Here is a 17,878-nt window from a genome sequence, read left to right on the forward strand (position 1 = left end):
GTGCCATCGGATGATCGGATATGATCGGCAATGATTGACAAGGGTGCTCGGCACCGGCGAAGCTGCGGTTGGAGGAGCCGGAATGCACGAACTGGAGCGTCATCGCCTGATCCTGAGCGCCGTCCAGGGCCGCTCGGTCGTGGCCGTGCCCGAGCTCGTCGAAATGACCGGCGCTTCGGAGGCGACGATCCGGCGCGACATCGCCGCGCTCGCGCTCACCAAGCGCCTGAGGCGGGTGCGCGGCGGGGCCGAGGCGCTGAACGCCTCGCCCTACGGGCGCATCGGCGGCCCCTCGATCCTGGCCAGCGAAGCGCGGCGCCGCAGCGAGAAGCGCGCTATCGCCCAGGCCGCGGCGCAGATGTGCGTTGAGGGCGACTCGATCATCATCAACGGCGGCACCACGACCTTCCAGATGGTGCATGCCCTGGGCGAGCGGCAGATCCAGGTCTTCACCAACTCCTTTCTCGTCGCCGAGCACCTCGTGAAGCATTCCCGGTGCACGGTGCTCCTCCCGGCCGGCGCGGTCTACCGCGAGCAGGGGCTCGTCCTCAGCCCCTTCGAGGCCGACGGCATCGCCCATTTCGCCGCCCAGCGCATGTTCATGGGCGCCCAGGCCATCTCCGCGCTCGGCATCGCGGAAGGTGACCCGCTGATCGTCCAGAGCGAGCAGCGCCTGATGCGCCAGGCGGACGAGCTGGTGGTCCTGGCCGATTCCACCAAGTTCCGCGCCCGCTCCTCGCTCGTGGTGGCGCGGCTCGAGCGCGTTTCGGCGATCGTCACCGACGAGGGGATCGAGGACGCCGCCGCGCAGATGGTCGAGAATGCCGGCGTGCGCCTCGTGGTGGCACGGGCGCCGGGCGCGGGGTCGCAGGCCGCCACCGCCTGAGGTCGGCCGACGGGTTGGGGAGACAAGCATGAGCGCGCTGGAGAAGATCGCCTTCCGCATGATCCTGAAGCCGGGCATGGCCGAGGACTACCGGCGGCGCCATGATGCGATCTGGCCGGAGCTCGTCGCGCTCCTGCGCGAGGTGGGCGTGCGCGACTACTCGATCCATCTCGACAGCGAGACGCATCACCTGTTCGCGGTCCTGTGGCGCCCGGTCGACCACGACATGGACGCGCTGCCCGCCCATCCCGTGATGCGCCGTTGGTGGGACATGATGGCCGACCTGATGGAGGTGGGCCCGGGCAACGAGCCGGTGGTCCGGCCGCTCGAGACCGTGTTCCACCTCGCATGAGCCATGCTGCGCCCCGCCGCATCGCGGTGGTCGACATCGGCAAGACCAACGCCAAGCTCGCGCTGCACGACCTCGTCGAGGGCCGCGACCTCTTCGTGCGCACCCTGCCCAACACGGTTCTCGCAGCGCCGCCCTATCCCCATTTCGACGTCGACCGTCTCTGGCGCTTCCTGCTCGAGGCGCTTGCCGAATGCGCCGGCCTGCATGCCGTCGACGCCCTGTCGGTGACGACGCACGGCGCCTGCGCGGCGCTGGTCGACGCCGACGACCTCGTGCTGCCGATCCTCGACTACGAGAGCCCGCTGCCGGACGAGTTGGCGGGCGACTACGATCGTGCGCGCCCGCCCTTCGCCGAGACGGCCTCGCCGCGCCTGCCGGGCGGGCTCAACGTCGGGGCGCAGCTCTTCTGGCTGGAGGCTCGCTTTCCCGAGGCGTTCGCGCGCGCCCGTCACCTCCTCCCCTATCCGCAATACTGGGCCTGGCGCCTGACGGGCACGGCGGCGGCCGAGGTCACCTCGCTCGGCTGCCACACCGACCTCTGGGAGCCTGGCACAGGCCGCCCGTCGCGGCTTGCGCGCGAGCGCGGCTGGGATCGGCTCCTGCCGTCGCTCCGCTCCGCCTTCGACACGCTCGGACCGCTGCGGCCGGAGCTTGCGGCGCAGGTCGGGCTCGCGGAGCCGATCCCCGTCTTTTGCGGGCTGCACGACTCCAACGCCTCGCTCCTGCCCCACCTCCTGTCGCGTCCCGCGCCGTTCACGGTCCTGTCCACCGGCACCTGGACGGTTGCGATGGCGGTCGGCGGGCGGCTCGACGGGCTCGATCCCGCGCGCGACACGCTCGCCAACGTCGACGCGCTCGGCCGACCGGTACCGTCGGGGCGCTTCATGGGCGGGCGCGAGTTCGACCGGTTGACGGAGAACGCCCCGGCCGAGCCGAGCGCGACCGACCTGGCCCGTGTTCTCGAAAATGAGGTCATGGCCGTTCCGAGCTTTGCGCCCGGCACGGGACCCTTCCCCGGCGCACAGGGCCGCTGGAGCGTGGCTCCGGAGACGCTGAGCCCGCAAGAGCGGACCACGGTCGCCAGCCTCTACGCCGCGTTGATGACGGAGCGGGTGCTCGCCCTGATCGGGGCCGGCGGCCCCTCGATCGTCGAGGGACCTTTCGCGCGCAACCCGCTTTATCTCGCAGCCCTGCAGGCGCTGACCGCGCGCCCCGTGCTTGCCTCGCAAGGGGCGACCGGCACGACGGCGGGCGCGGCGCTTCTGGCGCTGGGCACGCAAGCCCCGCCGCCCGTTCCCGCCCATGCCGCGGCAGGCGACGTGTCGGGCCTCGACGGGCCCGTGCTGCGCCGCTACGCGCAGGCGTGGCGCCGGCAGGCGGAGGCCTGAGACGTCTCAGCCTCTGGCCAGTTGCCGGTCCGACTGGAGCAGGTGGTCGCGCATCGCCCGGCGGAAGCGAGCGGCGGTCGGCATGTCCCAGACCGGATCGCCCTGGAGAAAGAGGTCGAGAAAGGCCACGGCCTGGTCGGGATCGTTGGCGACGTTCTCGCGGAACGACCACCAGCTGCGCAGCTCCAGCGCTTCCGGGGCCAGATGGATGCCCTCCAACCGCTGCTCGGCCAGGACCCGGTCGAGAACCGTGATGCAGAACTCGAAGTAGAAGACGCCCTCCGGCCAGAAGGCGACGAGCCGTTCCTCCGGTCCCGTGGAGGATGCGGCGGCCAGGGAGCGCACGTCCGCACGCTGGCGCGCGGGGCGGTTGCGCACGAGGCTTCCCAGAAGCAGCCCGGCCGAGAAATGGCTGAAGTCGCGCGGGTTCCGCACCGCCAACTCGCGCTGGGCATCGAAGCGGCGCACCCATTCCAGGAAGGCGCGCGTCAGGTCGCGGCGCGATAGCTCCAGCTGCGTGCCGTAGCGCCGGTTGAACTCGGCGAGCGCGAACTCGACACTGCGCGAGAAGTCGCCGAGGCGACGGATCGAACGCTTCCACTGGGATGCGCCCGGCAGCGGCAGGTTCAGCGCGTCGGTCGCGGCCTCGGTCATGGGTCGCCGTCTCCGGTTCGTCAGGGCAGGTAGGGAACGGTGCGACGCCAACTTGCCGCCAGCGCGTCCAGTTGCTCCCCGCGCAGCAGACGAGCCCATTCGTCGCCTTCCGCCTCGAGAGCGAGCGCCACGGCATCCAGCACCTCGGCGCCCGGCCGACGGCTCGCATGACGCACCAGCACCGCCAGCCAGCACCCCAGCGCAACGCGCGCTCCCACCTCCGCGACGGCGTCCCGTTCGGCGGGAAGAAGAACCGTGGACAGGCAGGGGCGTATCGCGCCCGTTGCCAGGAGACGCCAGGCTGCCCGTGCCGCGCGAAGCGCGTCGTCGCCGTCCAGCCATCGCCCACGCCGCGCGTCCGCGGTCGCCAGCGCAAGTTCCGACACGAGAACGCCGCCGCGCCCCTCGCGCTCCAGAACCTCGCGGCAAACGGCATAGAGGTCGTCGGCGCCCGGCTCGAAGCCCGACCCGCCAAGCGCCTGCGCCATCCGGTCGAGCCGGTGGCCGAGATCGCGGTCCTCGCGCGGGCGCACGCGGCTGGCCGCCCGCTCGGCTCGCGTGAGCACCCCATCGGCAAGCCGCGCCAGGTGGCGAACGGGCTCCGCCGTACCGAACAGATGGCTCGACACGAGCCCCGAGCGCGCTTCCAGCCGGATCGAGGACCGCAGGTCGCGCATTCCTTCCTTGAGCGGCAGCGTCAGGCCCTCGGGATGGGGCAGCATGGGGTCTCTCCTCCGTTTCCCGACCCGGCCGTTTGGGCCGATGCGCGGGAATGCCGGACCTTGTCCGGTGGTTGCGTTCGACCCTAGCATGTTCTGATCCGAATCATGAGGGTATCGATGATCCCGGTTCTGGCTACGAGACGCCGCGACGGGACGGGACCGGTGCCACGCCCCTCCCCCGTCGACGTGCCGACGATGGGGGGCATCGCATGCCGGTGACGCGAACCGCCCGGCCCGCCGCCAGCGAGCCGGCCGCCGCGGAATCCGGCTCGCGCAGCGAGCGCCTGCGGGTTCGGGCGGCTTGGATGTACTACGTCGAGGAGATGACCCAGAACGACATCGCCGCCGCGCTCGGCATCGGCCGGGTCAGCGTGGTGCGTCTTTTGGCCGAGGCGCGAGCGCGAGCCGAGGTCCGCATCTCGGTGACGGGGCCGCTTGCCGAACTCGTCGGCATCGAGCGCGAGCTGGAACGACGGCACGGCCTGCAGCGGGCGATCGTGGTGCCGGCCCCCGGGTCGGGCGAGGACCCCGCTCCCGTGATCAGCGCGGCGATCGGCGCCTACCTGTCGGAAGCCGTGCGCTCGGGCATGACGGTGGGTCTCGGCTGGGGCCGCACGCTTCTCGACTCCCTGCCCTTCATCGAGGCGCGGGCGCTGGACGACCTGCGCGTCGTCTCGCTGCTCGGCGGCATCGCAGAGGCCCACCGCTTCAACCCGGCCGAGTTCGCCTGGCGCTTCGCGCAGATCTTCAACGGCGACGCGTTTCTGCTGGCGGCACCCGCGATCGTCGACAGCGTCGAGACCAAGCGCGCGCTGGTGGAACGCTGCGGCCTCAAGCCCGTGCTCGACATGGCCGAAGCGCTGGATCTCGTGGTGCTTTCGGTCGGCGGCATCGCCGCCAACGCTACGACCTACCGCACCGGCTTCATCGCGGAAGACGATCGGCACTCGTTGGAACGGGCGGGCGCGGTGGGCGACCTCCTGTTCCACTTCATGGACCGTCGCGGCGCCCTGATCGATCATCCCATCAACTCGCGCATCATGTCGGCGGACATCGCCGCGATCCGCCGCGCCCCCACCCGCGTCGTCGCCTCCGGAGGCCCGGAGAAGGTGGCGGTCCTGCGCGCCGCGATCCGCTTCGTGCAGCCCACGGTCCTGATCACCGACGAGCGCAGCGCCACGCACCTCTTAAGCGACGAGGCGACAGCCGACGATCGAGACTGAACATATTGACACAGTGACAGTCAAATGTTCCTTAAAGGAAGCCGGCACGGGATGGGTGCCGACGGGAGGTGCGTCCGATGGGGAGTTGGCAAGGCATCCTGGCGCTTCTGGCAATCGCGTGGACGCTTCAGTGCGCCGGCACGCTGGTTCAGGTCCGCCGCTACAGGGACGCGTTCCGCGAGCTGTCGAACGGTTGGTCGGACGGGTGGATGGGTGCCGGCAAGGGCGGCAGCGCCTGGCGGGGCGCGGCACTGGCCATGGTGGTGGTGGGGCCCGACGAGCGCGTTCGCCGTGCGGTCACGATCCGGGGCCGCACCGTCTTCGCCCGGGCCGAGCGCCTGTCGCACCTGGAGGGCATGACCACCGCGACGCTGCGCGAGACCGCCGGGCAGGCGCCGAGAGACGCCGTTCAGGCGGCGCTGTTGTCGGCGCTCGACCAGATCGCAACCGTACGAGCCGCCCAGGAGGCACGCGCCGAAACGAGCGCGCACGTCTCCCACAGCGAGAACTGGGCGGACGCGCCGGCCTAGGCGCTTCCGGCCGCACAACAGGAATCGATCCCATTCGACAGGCCGGGAGGGGCCCATGATGCTGACGATGCTGATGGCGCAGGGAGCGGCTGATATCGCCGCCCACGGCGCCGCCTACGCCCAGGCCTGGGGCGACCCGGCTCTGGCCGCGCCGCTCGCCGACATGGCGGGCCACCATGCGGGCACGCTCGCGGATGCGGGCCACCACAGCGCGACGCTTCTCGCCCAGGCCGCCGAGCCCGGGGCGGCCGGCACCGCCCAGGCGACCGCGCCCGCGACCGGCGGCGGCGCGATCTCGGCCGAGGAATACGCCCGGCGCGTCCAGCAGCTTTCCACCGGCGCCAACCAGGAGGAGCAGCTCGGCTGGCTCGCCACGATCGGGCGCCACTTCATCGGCGTCTTCCAGAAGGGCGGCGAGGTCTTCCTCGGCTTCGTCACCGGCATCATCCCGACGCTGGTCGTCCTGATGACCGCCTTCTACGCGCTGACCGGAATGATCGGCGAGGAGCGCGTCCACGGCCTGGCGCGGCGCGCCGGCCGCTACGCGCTCACGCGCTACACAGTGCTGCCCGTGCTCGCCATGTTCTTCCTCACCAACCCGATGGCCTATACGTTCGGGACCTTCCTCGAGGAGAAGCACAAGCCCGCCTTCTACGACTCGGCGGTCTCCTTCTGCCACCCGATCCTCGGGCTCTTTCCGCACGCCAACGCCGGCGAATACTTCGTCTGGGGCGGGGTTCTGGTCGCGCTCCTGGAGCTGGAGAACCGGGGCGTGGTGCCGGCCGGCTACCACATCAACCTCGCGATCTACTACTTCATCGTCGGCGTCGTCGTGATCCTCCTGAAGGGCATCGTCACCGAGCGCATCACCCGCTTCCTCGCCGCGCGCGAGGGGGTGACGCTCTGACGATCGGCCTGGGGAGGACACGCACATGAACAAGACCTTCAAGGCGATCCGCGTCTCGCAGGGCAAGGGCGGCTGGGGCGGCCCGCTGGTGATCCAGCCGACGCCGGAGCGCGACAAGATCGTGGCGGTGACGGGCGGTGGCATCCCCGCGGTCGCCCAGCGCCTGGCCGAGCTGACCGGCGCCACCGTGGTGGACGGGTTCCGCAACCCGCCGCTGGAGTCGGAGATGGCCGCCGTCGTGATCGACTGCGGCGGCACGGCGCGCTGCGGCGTCTATGCGCGCAAGCGCATCCCGACCGTCAACATCATGCCGGTCGGGCAGTCCGGACCGCTCGCCCAGTTCATCACCGAGGACATCTACGTGTCCGGCGTGACCGTGGACGACATGGCTCCGGCCGACGGCTCGGCCGCGCCCGCCGGGGCCGCAAGCGGCCAGAGCGCCGCCTCGCCCGCCGCCATGGGCCAGCCGACCGCCGCGCCGCGCTCCTTCTCCTCGGCGGCGGAGGCCACCGCCGCGCTCGGCCACGCGATGCCGGCCACCGACAAGGGCGGCCTGATCGGCGCGATCACGAGCGTCGGCCGCGTCATGGGCCGCGCGGTCGGCATCTTCTTCAACGCCGGGCGGCGCACCATCGACATGGTGATCCGCAACGTCCTGCCGTTCATGGCCTTCGTGACCATGCTGATCGGCATCATCCTCTATACCGGCGTCGGCGACCTCCTGGCGGCCCCGATGGGCCCGCTCGCCAACAACATCATCGGCCTGATCGTGCTGTCCGCGATCTGCGGGCTGCCGTTCCTGTCGCCGATCCTCGGCCCTGGCGCGGTGATCGCGCAGGTGATCGGCGTCGCCATCATCGGCCCGCAGATCGCCAACGGCACGATCGCCCCCGCCATGGCCCTGCCCGCCCTGTTCGCCTACAACACGCAGGTCGGCTGCGACTTCGTGCCGGTGGGCCTGGCGCTCGGTGAGGCCAAGCCCAAGACCATCGAGATCGGCGTGCCGGCGGTGCTGATCAGCCGCCAGGTCATGGGTCCGGTCTCGGTGCTGATCGCCTGGGGCGCGAGCTTCCTCCTGTGATCCGCGAGCACGACGCGGGCACGGCAGCGTTCGCCCGCATCGTGCGTTGACGCACACCCGGGCCGCCGCGGCCGAAGGCGGCGGTCCCCTTTCTTCCCGCTACCGGAGCCGCACCCGCCCGGCGCCGCAGGAGACCCGTGCCCATGGCCGCCCATCTTCGCACCACCGTCACCGCGGTCGGCCCCGACGTGCCGGACCTTCTGGAGGGTGGCGTCCTGATCCTGTTCGCGGACGGGGCCCCGCCCGAGCTCGCCGAGGTCTCGGTGCTGCATAGCGTCGTGGAGGGGCCGAGCGACGAGCCGCCCGCCATCGGCACGCCGATCCGCATCGGCCCGGTGCTCGGCAGCCTTACCGGCATCGGCCCGCTCGCCTGGGCCAAGGTGCGCGACATCGGTCACGTCGTGATCAACTTCAACGGCGAGGCGGAGCCGGCGCGGCCGGGCGAGATGACCGCGACCGCCGTTTCCGGCGACGAGCTGGCCGCCGCCCTGCGAAGCGGCGCCGAGATCGTGATCGGCGGCTGACGCTTCCTTCCAACGGACCGGACTTCCCATGATCGAGCGTTCCGTCGTCGTGCGCGTGCACGAAGGGCTGCATGCCCGCCCGGCCACCCAGTTCGTGAAACTCGCCAAGAGCTTCTCGAGCGACGTCGAGATTCGCTGCAACGGGCGCGGCGCCAGCGCCAAGAGCGCGGTCAAGCTCATGCTGCTCGGCGTCAAGGAACACGACGAGGCGGTGCTGCGCGCCGAGGGCGAGGACGCGGCCGAGGCGGTCTCGGCGCTCGCGACCTTTCTCCAGACTCCGGGCGCGGGCGACGTGGAGCTGGCGCCCCCCGCTCCCGGCACCGCGACCTCCGCAGCCGGCGACGTCGCGGCCGCCGCAAGCCTGGCGCCCCTTCCCCTTTCCAGCGTCGCGCCCCCGTCGCGCGGCGTTGCCGCCAGCGAAGGCACGGCGATCGGCCCGGCCTTCCACTTCTTTCCGGCTGCGCTCCAGCTCTCATCCGATCGCATCGAGCCGGCCGATCGGGACGTCGAGGTCGCGCGCTACCGCGCAGCCCTGGCCGCGACGACGCAGAGCTTTCGCGAGGCCAAGGCGCGACCCGGCTTGAAGCGCGACGACGCGGCGATCATCGACGCTCTGGTGGACGTCGCCGAGGACGCCGACTTCATCGCCGACGTCGAGCGCGCGATCCACGAGGGCCACAACGCACCGGCCGCCGTCATGCAGGCGGGCACCGAGATCGCGGGAAGCTTCGAGGCGATGAGCGACCCGTATCTGCGGGCGCGCGCCGAGGACATCCGCTCGGTCACGCGATCGGTGGCGCTGGCGCTTCTCGGGCAGCGCGACGCCTCGCTCGCCGACATGCCGCCGGGCTCCGTGGTGGTCGCCGACGAGATCGCCGCGCTCGACCTTGCGAAGGCGACGCTCAAGGACATGGCCGGCATCGTCTGCCGCAAGGGCGCGGCCACCAGCCACGTCGCGATCATGGCCCGCGCGCACGGCATTCCGGCCGTGCTCGGCGCGCCCGTGTCGGAAGACGCGCTGCGGGCCGCCCGCGTCGTCGGGCTCGATGGCGCGAGCGGCGAGGTCGTGATCGATCCCGGCGCCGCCGACGAGGCACGGCTGCGCGAGGCCATCGCGCGCGAGCGCACGGAGCGCGAAAGCCTCATCGCCTACCGCACGGTGGAGCCGACGACGCGCGACGGACGCCGCATCGAGATCGCGGCGAACCTCGGTTCGCTCGGCGAGATCGAGGGCGCGATCGAGGCGGGCGCGATGGGCGTCGGCCTGTTCCGCACCGAGTTCCTGTTCATGGAGCGGCGCACGTTGCCGGGCGAGGACGAGCAGGCCGAGACCTACCGCGCGCTGGCGGACGCCTTCGCGCCCCATCCGGTGGTGATCCGCACGCTCGACATCGGTGGCGACAAGCCGGTGGCCGGCATCGACTTCGAGCACGAGGACAACCCGTTTCTCGGCTGGCGCGGGGTGCGCATGTGCCTGGAGCGGCCCGACGTCTTCAAGCCGCAGCTGCGCGCGCTTCTGCGCGCCAGCGTGGTCGGCAACGTGAAGATCCTGCTGCCCATGATCGCCGACGTCGCCGAGGTGCGGGCCGTGCGGGCGCTGCTCGACGAATGCCGCGCCGAGCTCGACGCCGAAGGACGGGGCCACGGACCCTTCGAGCTCGGCGTCATGATCGAGACGCCAGCCGCCGTGTTCCTGGCACCGGCGATCGCGCGCGAGGTCGACTTCTTCTCGGTCGGCACCAACGACCTGACGCAGTACGTCATGGCCGCCGACCGCCTGAACCCGCGCGTCGCCAAGCTCAACCGCACCGAGCACCCGGCGGTGCTCGAGGCCATCCGCATGGCGGCCCGTGCCGCGCGCGAGGCGAATATCTGGATCGGCGTATGCGGCGAGGCGGCGGCCCGCGCCGACCTCATCCCCTTCTTCGTGGAAAACGGCATCACCGAACTCTCCATGAGCCCGGCCTCGATCGGCCGCGCCAAGCGCTGCGTGACGGAGCTCTAGGAGATAGGGACGGTCGAGGCCGTTCCGAGCGGTGTGCGCTCCGTCCGCCTTCGGCCGAGATGGCGTGAAGCGGGCATTGTTTTCCGATGCGACGATGGGCTTTCCGTGGCCCTTCGTCGTCAGACGACGTCGCTGCCCGAGAACCGGGTCTCGCCGCGGCCGGCACGATGATGACGTCCTGCCGGCCAACCGAAGCGTCCACGACCCGTTACCTGCGGTCAGATCGTGGACCCGGCCCGGCAAGATGGGAGCCTCGACCTGCACGAAGCCGCCGGGATCATGCCAAATCCCATGGGTTCGACCGCGGCGTCAGGACAACACAGGGGACCGGCGGGCGATCGCCGGACGCTCCAGACGAATTATCGATATTAACTCCCAAAGAAACTCTCGGCGCAGGCGATCGCCGTTCTGCTTCGCAATGTGAGACATTGCTTTGCCAACGACACATGACTCGATGCAAACTTGCCGGGACGTGGAGCCTGTTCATGGAGCATGGCAAACTGGGACGGGACCTTGATGACGCGCTCGAGCTGATCGCCGAGGCAGCGCTGCGGGACGACTTGTGGGACAAGGTCCCGAATGCTCTCGCTCGGCTCTTTCGGGCCAAGACCGTCTCGCTTTACTTCCAGGACGCACGCCAAAGATCCGGACGGCTGGAACGGGTCGAGACCGCCGTCACCGATGGCTACGACAGCAGCACGATCGATAGCTACGCGAGCCACTACTACGCCCTCAATCCCTATCACCGTCGACCGGAACTCGCAGTACCAAACCAGATCGTCACTGACGACTGGCTGCCGAGCGACCTGTCTGGTGAAGAGAGGGAGTACATGGAAGATTGGGTGCGGCCGCAGGGTGTGCGTCATGTCATGGGACAGATCCTGAACCAACGGGCGGCGGGCGCTCTCTTCCTCGTCACGTGGCGCGGGAGTGACGTGGGACGATTTAGTGAGGGCGAGAAGCAGCTCTTCAATCGGGTTTCGCGCGCAACCGATCGAGCCATTCAAGTCGCGGAGCGCCTCCATACCGCCGAGACCGCCTTCTCGGCAGCCGCTGCGCAATTGGGAATGCAGGGTGTCGGCGTCATCGTCCTGGCGGCGGACGGACGGGTGACGGACTGCAATGCCGCGGCGGACGCCTGTCTTGCGGACCGGGACGGGCTCGTTCTGCGCGGCGGCCGACTGGAAGCGCTCGTGCCCGCCGACCAGTCGGTCTTCCAGCGGTTCGTCGACGGCCTTCTGAAGCAGGACCCCGTTCTGTCCGCAGACCGGACCGAGATCGCCCTGCGGCGCGCACCCGGGCGCCCGTCGCTCCATGTCGAAGGCCTCCGCGTCGGAGCGCACCGGGCCAGGTTCGGTCCGAACCGGCACGGCTCGGCCATTCTGCTTCTGCACCTGCCGGTGCTCTCCCCTCGCGATCCCGCTCGGCTTCGCCAGGCCTGGGGCCTGACAGCAGCCGAGGCGCGGTTGGCCCTTCTCCTGCTCGAACCCCTCTCCCTTCCGGAAGCGGCCCAGCGTCTGGGTATCACCCGCGAGACGGCGCGCTCCCACCTCAAGGCCCTGTTCGCCAAGACCGGCACACATGGGCAGACGGAACTCGCGCTGCGCCTGATGAGCGAGTTCCCATGACCGCTTTGCTGGAGCTCGGCCGCTCCGGCTGGAGCAGAGGCGGGTCGCGCCGGGAACTCCGTTGACGTCCAGCGAGACCGCCGGTCAACATCGCTGGATCGGGCGATGCGAAGGACGATCGTGACACGCGCCTGCGCCAGGCCGATGCAATGCTCCATGCGACCGTGCGATCCGCGACGAGAGCGGCGCAAGCGTGCGCCGCCGTGATGGCAGCCCCGTCGGCAAGCCGGGTGCGACACCGTCCGCTGCCGGGTTTTGCGAGGTGGTCCTAAGGGACCGGGGATGGGTCGTCTTCGGGTCGAGAGCAACCGGCAGCCGTCGAACGCCCTGCCTCGTTCGACCATGGCCTCGCTGAACCGGTGAGGTGCGCTCGACAGGTCGTCAGCGGCGCATCTCGGCCGAGATGTCGTCCCAGGTGCGGGCAACGAAGTCGGCGCCCGCCGCCCGCAAGGTCTCGCCCGTGTTGGCCAGGAGATGCGCGCCGCCCAGGAAGCCGTAAGCGGTCATGCCGGCGCTCTTGGCGCCCTGGATGCCGAAGCGCGAGTCCTCGATCACGAGGCAGCGTGCGGGGTCTGCCCCCATGCGGGCGGCCGCATAGAGCACGAGGTCGGGCTCGGGCTTGCCGCGCTGGACGTCGTGCGAGGAGAAGATCGCGTCGCGCGGAAAGAAGCGGTCGAGCTTCGTGACGCTGAGACTGTGGCGGATACGGTTGTGATCCGACGAGGAGGCGACGCACCGCGGCAGGTCCGAGCGCTCCAGGAAGTCCACCACGCCCGGCACCGGCAGTAGCTCGGTCGAGAAGATCGCCTTGGTCTCGGTCCAGAAGCGCGGATGGTAGTCCTCCGACAGCCTGCGGCCCGTGCGCGCCTCGAGACCCGCCAGAAGGTCGGCGAACTTCATGCCGACCACGGCATCCACCATCTCGGCGGTGATCTCGATACCGGCCTGCCGGAACACGGACTGCACCGCGCGGCGCGCCAGGATCTCCGAGTCGACGAGCACCCCGTCGCAGTCGAAGATGATGAGGTCGAACTGCGCCATGCCGCGTCTTTCGGTTGTCGTGCCGTCCGATCGGGCCGGACGGCGTCGGTCTAGCGAACGAGCTCGCGCAGGAGCCGGGCGACCTCGGCCCGCTGTTCGATCTGCGGCATATGGCCGGTGCGGGCGAAGATGTGCAAGGCGATGCGGCCGGGCAGTCCGGCGAAGTGGCGCGCTGACACGACGCGATCCTCGGCGCCGACCACGATCTTCACCGGGATCGACAGCTCGCCCACGAGCCGGCGCACGTCGAAGTGCTGCGTGCCGTTCGAGAAGAGCCGGTGCCCCAGATCCGTCTGCGCGCTCGCCTGCCGCCCGTCGGCGCGCGCCCGGGCAGTGGCGCGCACGAAACCGTCCGAGAGCGCGGCGGGATCGGCAACGAGATGGTGGAGCCAGGCGCGCACCGCCGGCTCTTGCGTCGCGCGGGCAAAGCCGTCGGTGAAGCCGGTGTCGATGTCGGGTCCGAAGCCGCCGGGCGCGACCAGAAGCAGCGAGCGGGCGTCGAGCGTGATGCCGGAGGCCACCGCCGCCGCCACCGCGCCGCCGAGCGAGTGCCCGACGAGATGGGCCGATGCGATGCCGTGGGCGCGGATCGTCTCCTCGACCGCTGCGACGAGATCGTCGAAGCCCGATGCCACTCGGTCCACCGAGCCGCCGTGGCCCGGCAGATCGAGGCCAAGGACCGGCATGGCCTCCGCGATCTCGGCGAGCATCGGACGCCAGCTCGCGAGCTCCGAGCCGAAGCCGTGGATCAGGATCACCGGCGTTCCCGCCCCCTCGCGCAGCCATGCGGCGTGGAGCGGGGCATCGGTGGGAACGGTGCGGGGTGCGGATGCTGTGCTCGGCTGCTCGGCCAGGCCGGCCGGGACGGACGCGGGCGCCGGGAGGGCCGCGGCCAGAGCGGGTTTGGCCGCGGCTTCCGGCTTCGGCGCAGCGGCACCCCGGCGCGCCGAGGCAACCGCCTCCTCGACCTCCTCGCGCCCGATGCGGCCGCACGGGCCGCGGCCGGTCAGGGTCGACAGGTCGAGCCCGGCCTCGCGGGCGAGGCGCCGGGCGAGCGGCGTGGCGCGAACGCCGCGACGCTCGCCACCGGCAACAACCGGTGTCTCTTGCAGGATGTCCTCGGCACGGCCGGCGAGCATCGCCGCGTCGTTCGGCGTAACGGATCCCGAATCCACCTCGACGTCCGGCCGGCCGGCATCGGCCGTGGGCGCGGCGGCCTCGAAGCGCTCGCCCTCGGCGTAGATCCAGGCGACCGGAGCGCCCACCGCGATGTCGACGCCCTCGGCCCCGGTCACGTTGCGCAGCGTGCCGGAGGCAGGCGCGTCGACCTCCATGGCCGCCTTGTCGGTCTCGATCTCGAAGAGCGGCTCGCCCTTCCGGATCTGGTCGCCCTCCTTGCGGAACCAGCGCGAGATCTGGCCGGTCGCCATGTCCATGTCGACCTTGGGCAGGATCACCTCGGTCGGCATGGCTCAGCGCTCCCGCCTGTACAGCTGTCGCACGGCCGCGACGATGTCGGGAACCTGCGGCACCACCGCCTTTTCCAGCTCGGGGTTGTAGGGAATGGGCGACTCGGCGCCGCCGAGGCGCAGGATCGGCGCGTCGAGATAGTCGAAGGCCTCGCTCTCGGCCACCATGGCCGCGATCTCGGCGCCGACACCCAGCGTCTTCACGCCCTCGTAGACGCAGACGAGGCGGCCGGTCTTCATGACGCTGCGGGTGATGGTCTCGCGGTCCATCGGGCGGATCGTCCTGAGGTCCACGACCTCGACGTCGATGCCGTCTCGCGCCAGTTCCTCGGCGGCCGTCAGCGCCTTGTGGACCATGATGGCGCTGGCCACGATCGTCAGGTCCCGCCCCTCGCGCACCACGGCGGCCTGGCCGATCGGCACGGTGTAGCGCCCTTCCGGCACGATCCCCTTCATCTTGTAGAGGATCTTGTGCTCGAAGATCATCACCGGATCAGGATCGTCGATCGCGGCGAGCAGCATGCCCTTGGCGTCGTGCGGCGTCGAGGGCTGCAGGACCTTGAGGCCGGGTACGTGGCCGAGCCAGGCTTCCAGGCTCTGGGAGTGCTGGGCTGCCGCGCCCGTGCCCGAGCCCGCGGGAAAGCGCATGACGAGCGGCACCGACACGTTGCCGCCGAGCATGAAGCGGAGCTTGGCCGCCTGATTCACGATCTGCTCCATCGCGAGCGTCGCGAAATCGGAGAACTGGAACTCGTAGATCGGCTTCATGCCGGTGAGCGCGGCACCCACCGCGACCCCCGCCCCGCCGAGCTCGGCGATCGGCGTGTCGATCACGCGCTCAGTGCCGAAGCGGTGCACGAGGTCGCCCGTCACCTGGAACGCGCCGCCGTAGACGCCGATGTCCTCGCCCATGATGAAGACGCGGCTGTCCTCCTCCATGGCGATGCTGATCGCTTCCTGGATGGCCTGGGCATAGGACAGCTCGCGACCGGCGGCCACGTCGATGGTCTCGCTCATCCGTTCGGTTCCCTGTCTGCGGCCCTTCTAGACCGTGTAGACGAAGCGCGTGGCCTGGCTGACGTCGGGCGCGGGCGAGTTCTTGGCGAACTCGATGCCGTCCGCGATCTCGCGCTCGACGCCGGCGCGGATCTCGTCGATCTCGGCCGCGTTCACCACGCCGTATTCCAGCATCTCCGCCTCGAAGCGTCCGATCGGATCCTTGGCGATCCAATCGTCGATCTCCTCCTTGGTGCGGTAGCGGTTGCGATCGCTCTTGGAGTGGCCGCGGTGGCGGTAGGTCTTGCACTCGATCAGTGTCGGCCCCTCGCCGCGACGCGCGCGCTCCACGGCGGCGACGGAGGCTTCCGACACCTCCGACAGCGAGTTGCCGTCGACGGTGACGCCCGGCATCGCATAGGCCGCCGCGCGCTCGGCGACGTTGCGCACGGCGGTGGAGCGCTCGGTCGAGACCGACATGCCGTACTTGTTGTTCTCGCACACGAACACGACCGGCAGCTTCCAGATCGAGGCCATGTTCAGCGCCTCGTGGAAGGCGCCCTCGTTGTTGGCGCCGTCGCCGAAGAAGGAGACGACGACGTCGGGGCGGCGCTGCATCTTCATGGAAAGCGCGGCGCCCACCGCGATCGGTATGCCGCCCGCCACGATGCCGTTGGCGCCCAGATTGCCCTTGGTGACATCGGCGATGTGCATCGAGCCGCCCCTGCCCCGGCAGTAGCCGGTCTCCTTGCCGAAGAACTCGGCGAACATGCGCCCGACCTCCGCGCCCTTGGCGATGCAGTGGCCGTGGCCGCGATGGGTGGAGGTGATCTGGTCGGTATCGGTCAGGGTCAAGCAGATGCCCACCGCCGAGGCTTCCTGGCCGATCGAGAGATGCATGGTGCCGTGGATGAGGCCGCGCATGTAGCTCTCCTCCGCCCCTTCCTCGAAGCGGCGGATGAGATGCATCTGGCGCAGCGCATCCTTCAGGACGGCCGGCTCGAAGTGCCGGAACGCGAAGGGCCGGTTGTCGCCGTTTCGCGCGGCAGCGCCCGGAGGGGCGGCGTCGGCGACCTCGGAGCTGCGCGGGATGGCGGACATGGAACGGCTCCTAGCGGATGATGTCTTCGCTACGCGGCCTGCGTGGCGAAGCGCCCGTCGGCCTGGTCGAGACGACGGCGGATCTGGGTGATCACGAGGCTGTCGTCGGGCGCGCAGTTGGCGTAGGTCAGCTTCTCGCCGGCCCGGATCGGCTGGATGACGCGGGCTCCCTCCGCAAGGCCGAGCGGCAGGGCGCCCTCGTTGCGCGCGCCCTCCCAGGTCATCGCGAAGCCGCGATAGTCGTACTCGCCGATCTTGCCGAGCGTATCGCCGGGGTTCAGATCGCGCTTGGCGAGCGTCACGCACTCGGCGACCGGACGGTCGGCGGGGATGAGGTCCGGCGCGCCCTTCACCACCGCACGCACGGCCGACAGCGGCACCTCGAGCGAGGTCAGGTGATAGGGTCGGAAGATCGTGTAGTTCGGCCCGGGGCCCATCTTGAGATCGCTCATGCGCTCCAGCACGCGATCGTGGCGGGGCTTCACGACGCAGAAGACGCCGGGCGCGACGCCCTTGCCGATGGAGTAGTCGACCTTGCCGGGACCCGACAGGACGCCGCCGTCCTCGTTCGTGCAGAGCACGGAGGCGAGCTCGTCGCGCGTGGCGGCGGGGCCGTGCATGCCGGGCACGTCGGGTTCGAGGCCAGTCGCGTTGGCGACGGCGACCATCTCGATCATGGTCTTGGAGCCGTCCACGAACTCCACCAGCATGCGCGCGTTCATGTTGCGCCGGCGCGCCTCCTCCTCGTAGGCGTCGGGGGTCGCGTCGAAGCGCAGGGGATTGTTCTTGCCCTTGCCAGCGCACACGATGTCGAAGCCAAGCGACTGCGCGAAGCCGATGATCTCGACGGTGGCTGCCGGCTCGTCGCCGGCCGCGCCGGTATAGACGACGCCGGCCTTGGCGGCCTCCTCGCGCAGGAAGCGGCCGATCGTGATGTCGGCCTCGACGTTCAGCATCACGACGTGCTTGCCGTTGCGGAAGGCTTCCAGCGCGATCAGCGTGCCGACGTTGGGATTGCCGGTGGCGTCGATGACGACGTCGATCCGGCCGGACGCGCACAGCGCCTTGTAGTCCTCGGTAAGCGCCACGCGCCCGCCTTCGATGGCGCGGTCGACGTCGACCGCGCTCGAGGCGCGCGCGAACTCGGACCCCGCCATGCGCAGCGCGCTTTCCGCTCCGGCGATGTTGAGCTCCGACAGGGCGCCCAGACGCACGCCCGGCATCAAGGTCAGCTGCACCACCATGTCGGTGCCCATCTGGCCCGAACCGGCCAGGCCCACCGTCACGGGACCGTACCGGTCGGCATACGCCTGAAGCTCGGCCGCCAGGCCCACCTGCAGAATGCTCATCGGTTGTCCTCCACACCACCTA

General features: G+C 70.4%; 17 protein-coding genes. 10 read left to right on the top strand and 7 right to left on the bottom strand.

Translation table 11 applies throughout. The annotated features are described in order from the left end of the window. The first annotated feature begins 82 nt into the window (after positions 1-82). The 3 genes from BLQ76_RS17425 to BLQ76_RS17435 are packed head-to-tail and all read left to right on the top strand — an operon-like array spanning position 83 to position 2,626. Positions 83-886, top strand: a complete 804-nt coding sequence (locus BLQ76_RS17425) for a DeoR/GlpR family DNA-binding transcription regulator (RefSeq protein WP_090675984.1) — start codon at positions 83-85, stop codon at positions 884-886. A 37-nt stretch (positions 887-923) separates the two neighbouring features. Beyond that, a complete protein-coding gene (locus BLQ76_RS17430; RefSeq protein ID WP_090676059.1) occupies positions 924-1,238 on the top strand; it encodes an L-rhamnose mutarotase in 315 nt (104 codons plus the stop codon). After that, positions 1,235-2,626, top strand: a complete 1,392-nt coding sequence (locus BLQ76_RS17435; protein WP_090675987.1) for an FGGY-family carbohydrate kinase — start codon at positions 1,235-1,237, stop codon at positions 2,624-2,626. Before BLQ76_RS17430 ends, BLQ76_RS17435 begins: the two co-directional genes overlap by 4 nt. A gap of 6 nt (positions 2,627-2,632) precedes the next feature. Here BLQ76_RS17435 and BLQ76_RS17440 read toward each other — a convergent pair whose 3' ends face one another. Both BLQ76_RS17440 and BLQ76_RS17445 read right to left on the bottom strand, forming a co-directional pair. Beyond that, positions 2,633-3,280 (bottom strand): hypothetical protein, encoded by a 648-nt coding sequence (locus BLQ76_RS17440; protein WP_090675989.1) that lies wholly within the window; start codon positions 3,278-3,280, stop codon positions 2,633-2,635. A 20-nt stretch (positions 3,281-3,300) separates the two neighbouring features. Then, the gene (locus tag BLQ76_RS17445; protein ID WP_090675992.1) at positions 3,301-4,002 is read right to left on the bottom strand and encodes a hypothetical protein; all 702 of its coding nucleotides are present in this window, start codon (positions 4,000-4,002) and stop codon (positions 3,301-3,303) included. A gap of 209 nt (positions 4,003-4,211) precedes the next feature. On the opposite strand from BLQ76_RS17445, the gene BLQ76_RS17450 reads away from it, so the two are divergent. The 7 genes from BLQ76_RS17450 to BLQ76_RS17480 all read left to right on the top strand — a co-directional run bounded on the left by BLQ76_RS17450 (position 4,212) and on the right by BLQ76_RS17480 (position 11,900). Then, positions 4,212-5,225 carry a sugar-binding transcriptional regulator gene (locus BLQ76_RS17450; RefSeq protein ID WP_090675995.1) on the top strand — a complete coding sequence of 338 codons (1,014 nt, stop codon included), beginning with the start codon at positions 4,212-4,214 and terminating at the stop codon, positions 5,223-5,225. A 77-nt stretch (positions 5,226-5,302) separates the two neighbouring features. Continuing rightward, complete coding sequence (locus BLQ76_RS17455; protein WP_090675997.1) at positions 5,303-5,755, top strand: transcriptional regulator GutM; 453 nt, start codon at positions 5,303-5,305, stop codon at positions 5,753-5,755. Positions 5,756-5,918: 163 nt separating this feature from the next. Beyond that, positions 5,919-6,662 (top strand): PTS glucitol/sorbitol transporter subunit IIC, encoded by a 744-nt coding sequence (gene srlA / locus BLQ76_RS17460; RefSeq protein WP_210184190.1) that lies wholly within the window; start codon positions 5,919-5,921, stop codon positions 6,660-6,662. A gap of 25 nt (positions 6,663-6,687) precedes the next feature. Next, positions 6,688-7,743, top strand: a complete 1,056-nt coding sequence (srlE, locus tag BLQ76_RS17465; RefSeq protein ID WP_090675999.1) for a PTS glucitol/sorbitol transporter subunit IIB — start codon at positions 6,688-6,690, stop codon at positions 7,741-7,743. A gap of 143 nt (positions 7,744-7,886) precedes the next feature. Beyond that, on the top strand, positions 7,887-8,267 hold the full coding sequence (locus tag BLQ76_RS17470; protein ID WP_090676002.1) for a PTS glucitol/sorbitol transporter subunit IIA: 381 nt from the start codon (positions 7,887-7,889) through the stop codon (positions 8,265-8,267). A 28-nt stretch (positions 8,268-8,295) separates the two neighbouring features. Beyond that, a complete protein-coding gene (ptsP, locus tag BLQ76_RS17475) occupies positions 8,296-10,272 on the top strand; it encodes a phosphoenolpyruvate--protein phosphotransferase (RefSeq protein ID WP_210285954.1) in 1,977 nt (658 codons plus the stop codon). A gap of 485 nt (positions 10,273-10,757) precedes the next feature. Then, complete coding sequence (locus BLQ76_RS17480; RefSeq protein ID WP_090676006.1) at positions 10,758-11,900, top strand: helix-turn-helix domain-containing protein; 1,143 nt, start codon at positions 10,758-10,760, stop codon at positions 11,898-11,900. Positions 11,901-12,281: 381 nt separating this feature from the next. Here BLQ76_RS17480 and BLQ76_RS17485 read toward each other — a convergent pair whose 3' ends face one another. Genes BLQ76_RS17485 through BLQ76_RS17505 form a run of 5 tightly spaced genes read right to left on the bottom strand, consistent with a single transcriptional unit; the run spans position 12,282 to position 17,856 of the window. Then, on the bottom strand, positions 12,282-12,941 hold the full coding sequence (locus BLQ76_RS17485) for an HAD family hydrolase (protein WP_090676008.1): 660 nt from the start codon (positions 12,939-12,941) through the stop codon (positions 12,282-12,284). Positions 12,942-12,991: 50 nt separating this feature from the next. Then, complete coding sequence (locus tag BLQ76_RS17490; RefSeq protein WP_090676010.1) at positions 12,992-14,410, bottom strand: acetoin dehydrogenase dihydrolipoyllysine-residue acetyltransferase subunit; 1,419 nt, start codon at positions 14,408-14,410, stop codon at positions 12,992-12,994. A 3-nt stretch (positions 14,411-14,413) separates the two neighbouring features. After that, positions 14,414-15,427 (bottom strand): alpha-ketoacid dehydrogenase subunit beta, encoded by a 1,014-nt coding sequence (locus tag BLQ76_RS17495; RefSeq protein WP_210285955.1) that lies wholly within the window; start codon positions 15,425-15,427, stop codon positions 14,414-14,416. A gap of 27 nt (positions 15,428-15,454) precedes the next feature. Next, positions 15,455-16,507: a thiamine pyrophosphate-dependent dehydrogenase E1 component subunit alpha gene (locus BLQ76_RS17500; protein ID WP_090676012.1), complete on the bottom strand. Its 1,053-nt coding sequence runs from the start codon at positions 16,505-16,507 to the stop codon at positions 15,455-15,457. Between the two features lie 29 nt (positions 16,508-16,536). Further along, positions 16,537-17,856 carry an NAD(P)H-dependent oxidoreductase gene (locus BLQ76_RS17505; RefSeq protein WP_090676014.1) on the bottom strand — a complete coding sequence of 440 codons (1,320 nt, stop codon included), beginning with the start codon at positions 17,854-17,856 and terminating at the stop codon, positions 16,537-16,539. Positions 17,857-17,878: the final 22 nt, after the last annotated feature.

The organism is Aureimonas jatrophae, assembly GCF_900104035.1.
In the GTDB taxonomy this organism is placed as follows: Bacteria; Pseudomonadota; Alphaproteobacteria; order Rhizobiales; family Rhizobiaceae; genus Aureimonas; species Aureimonas jatrophae.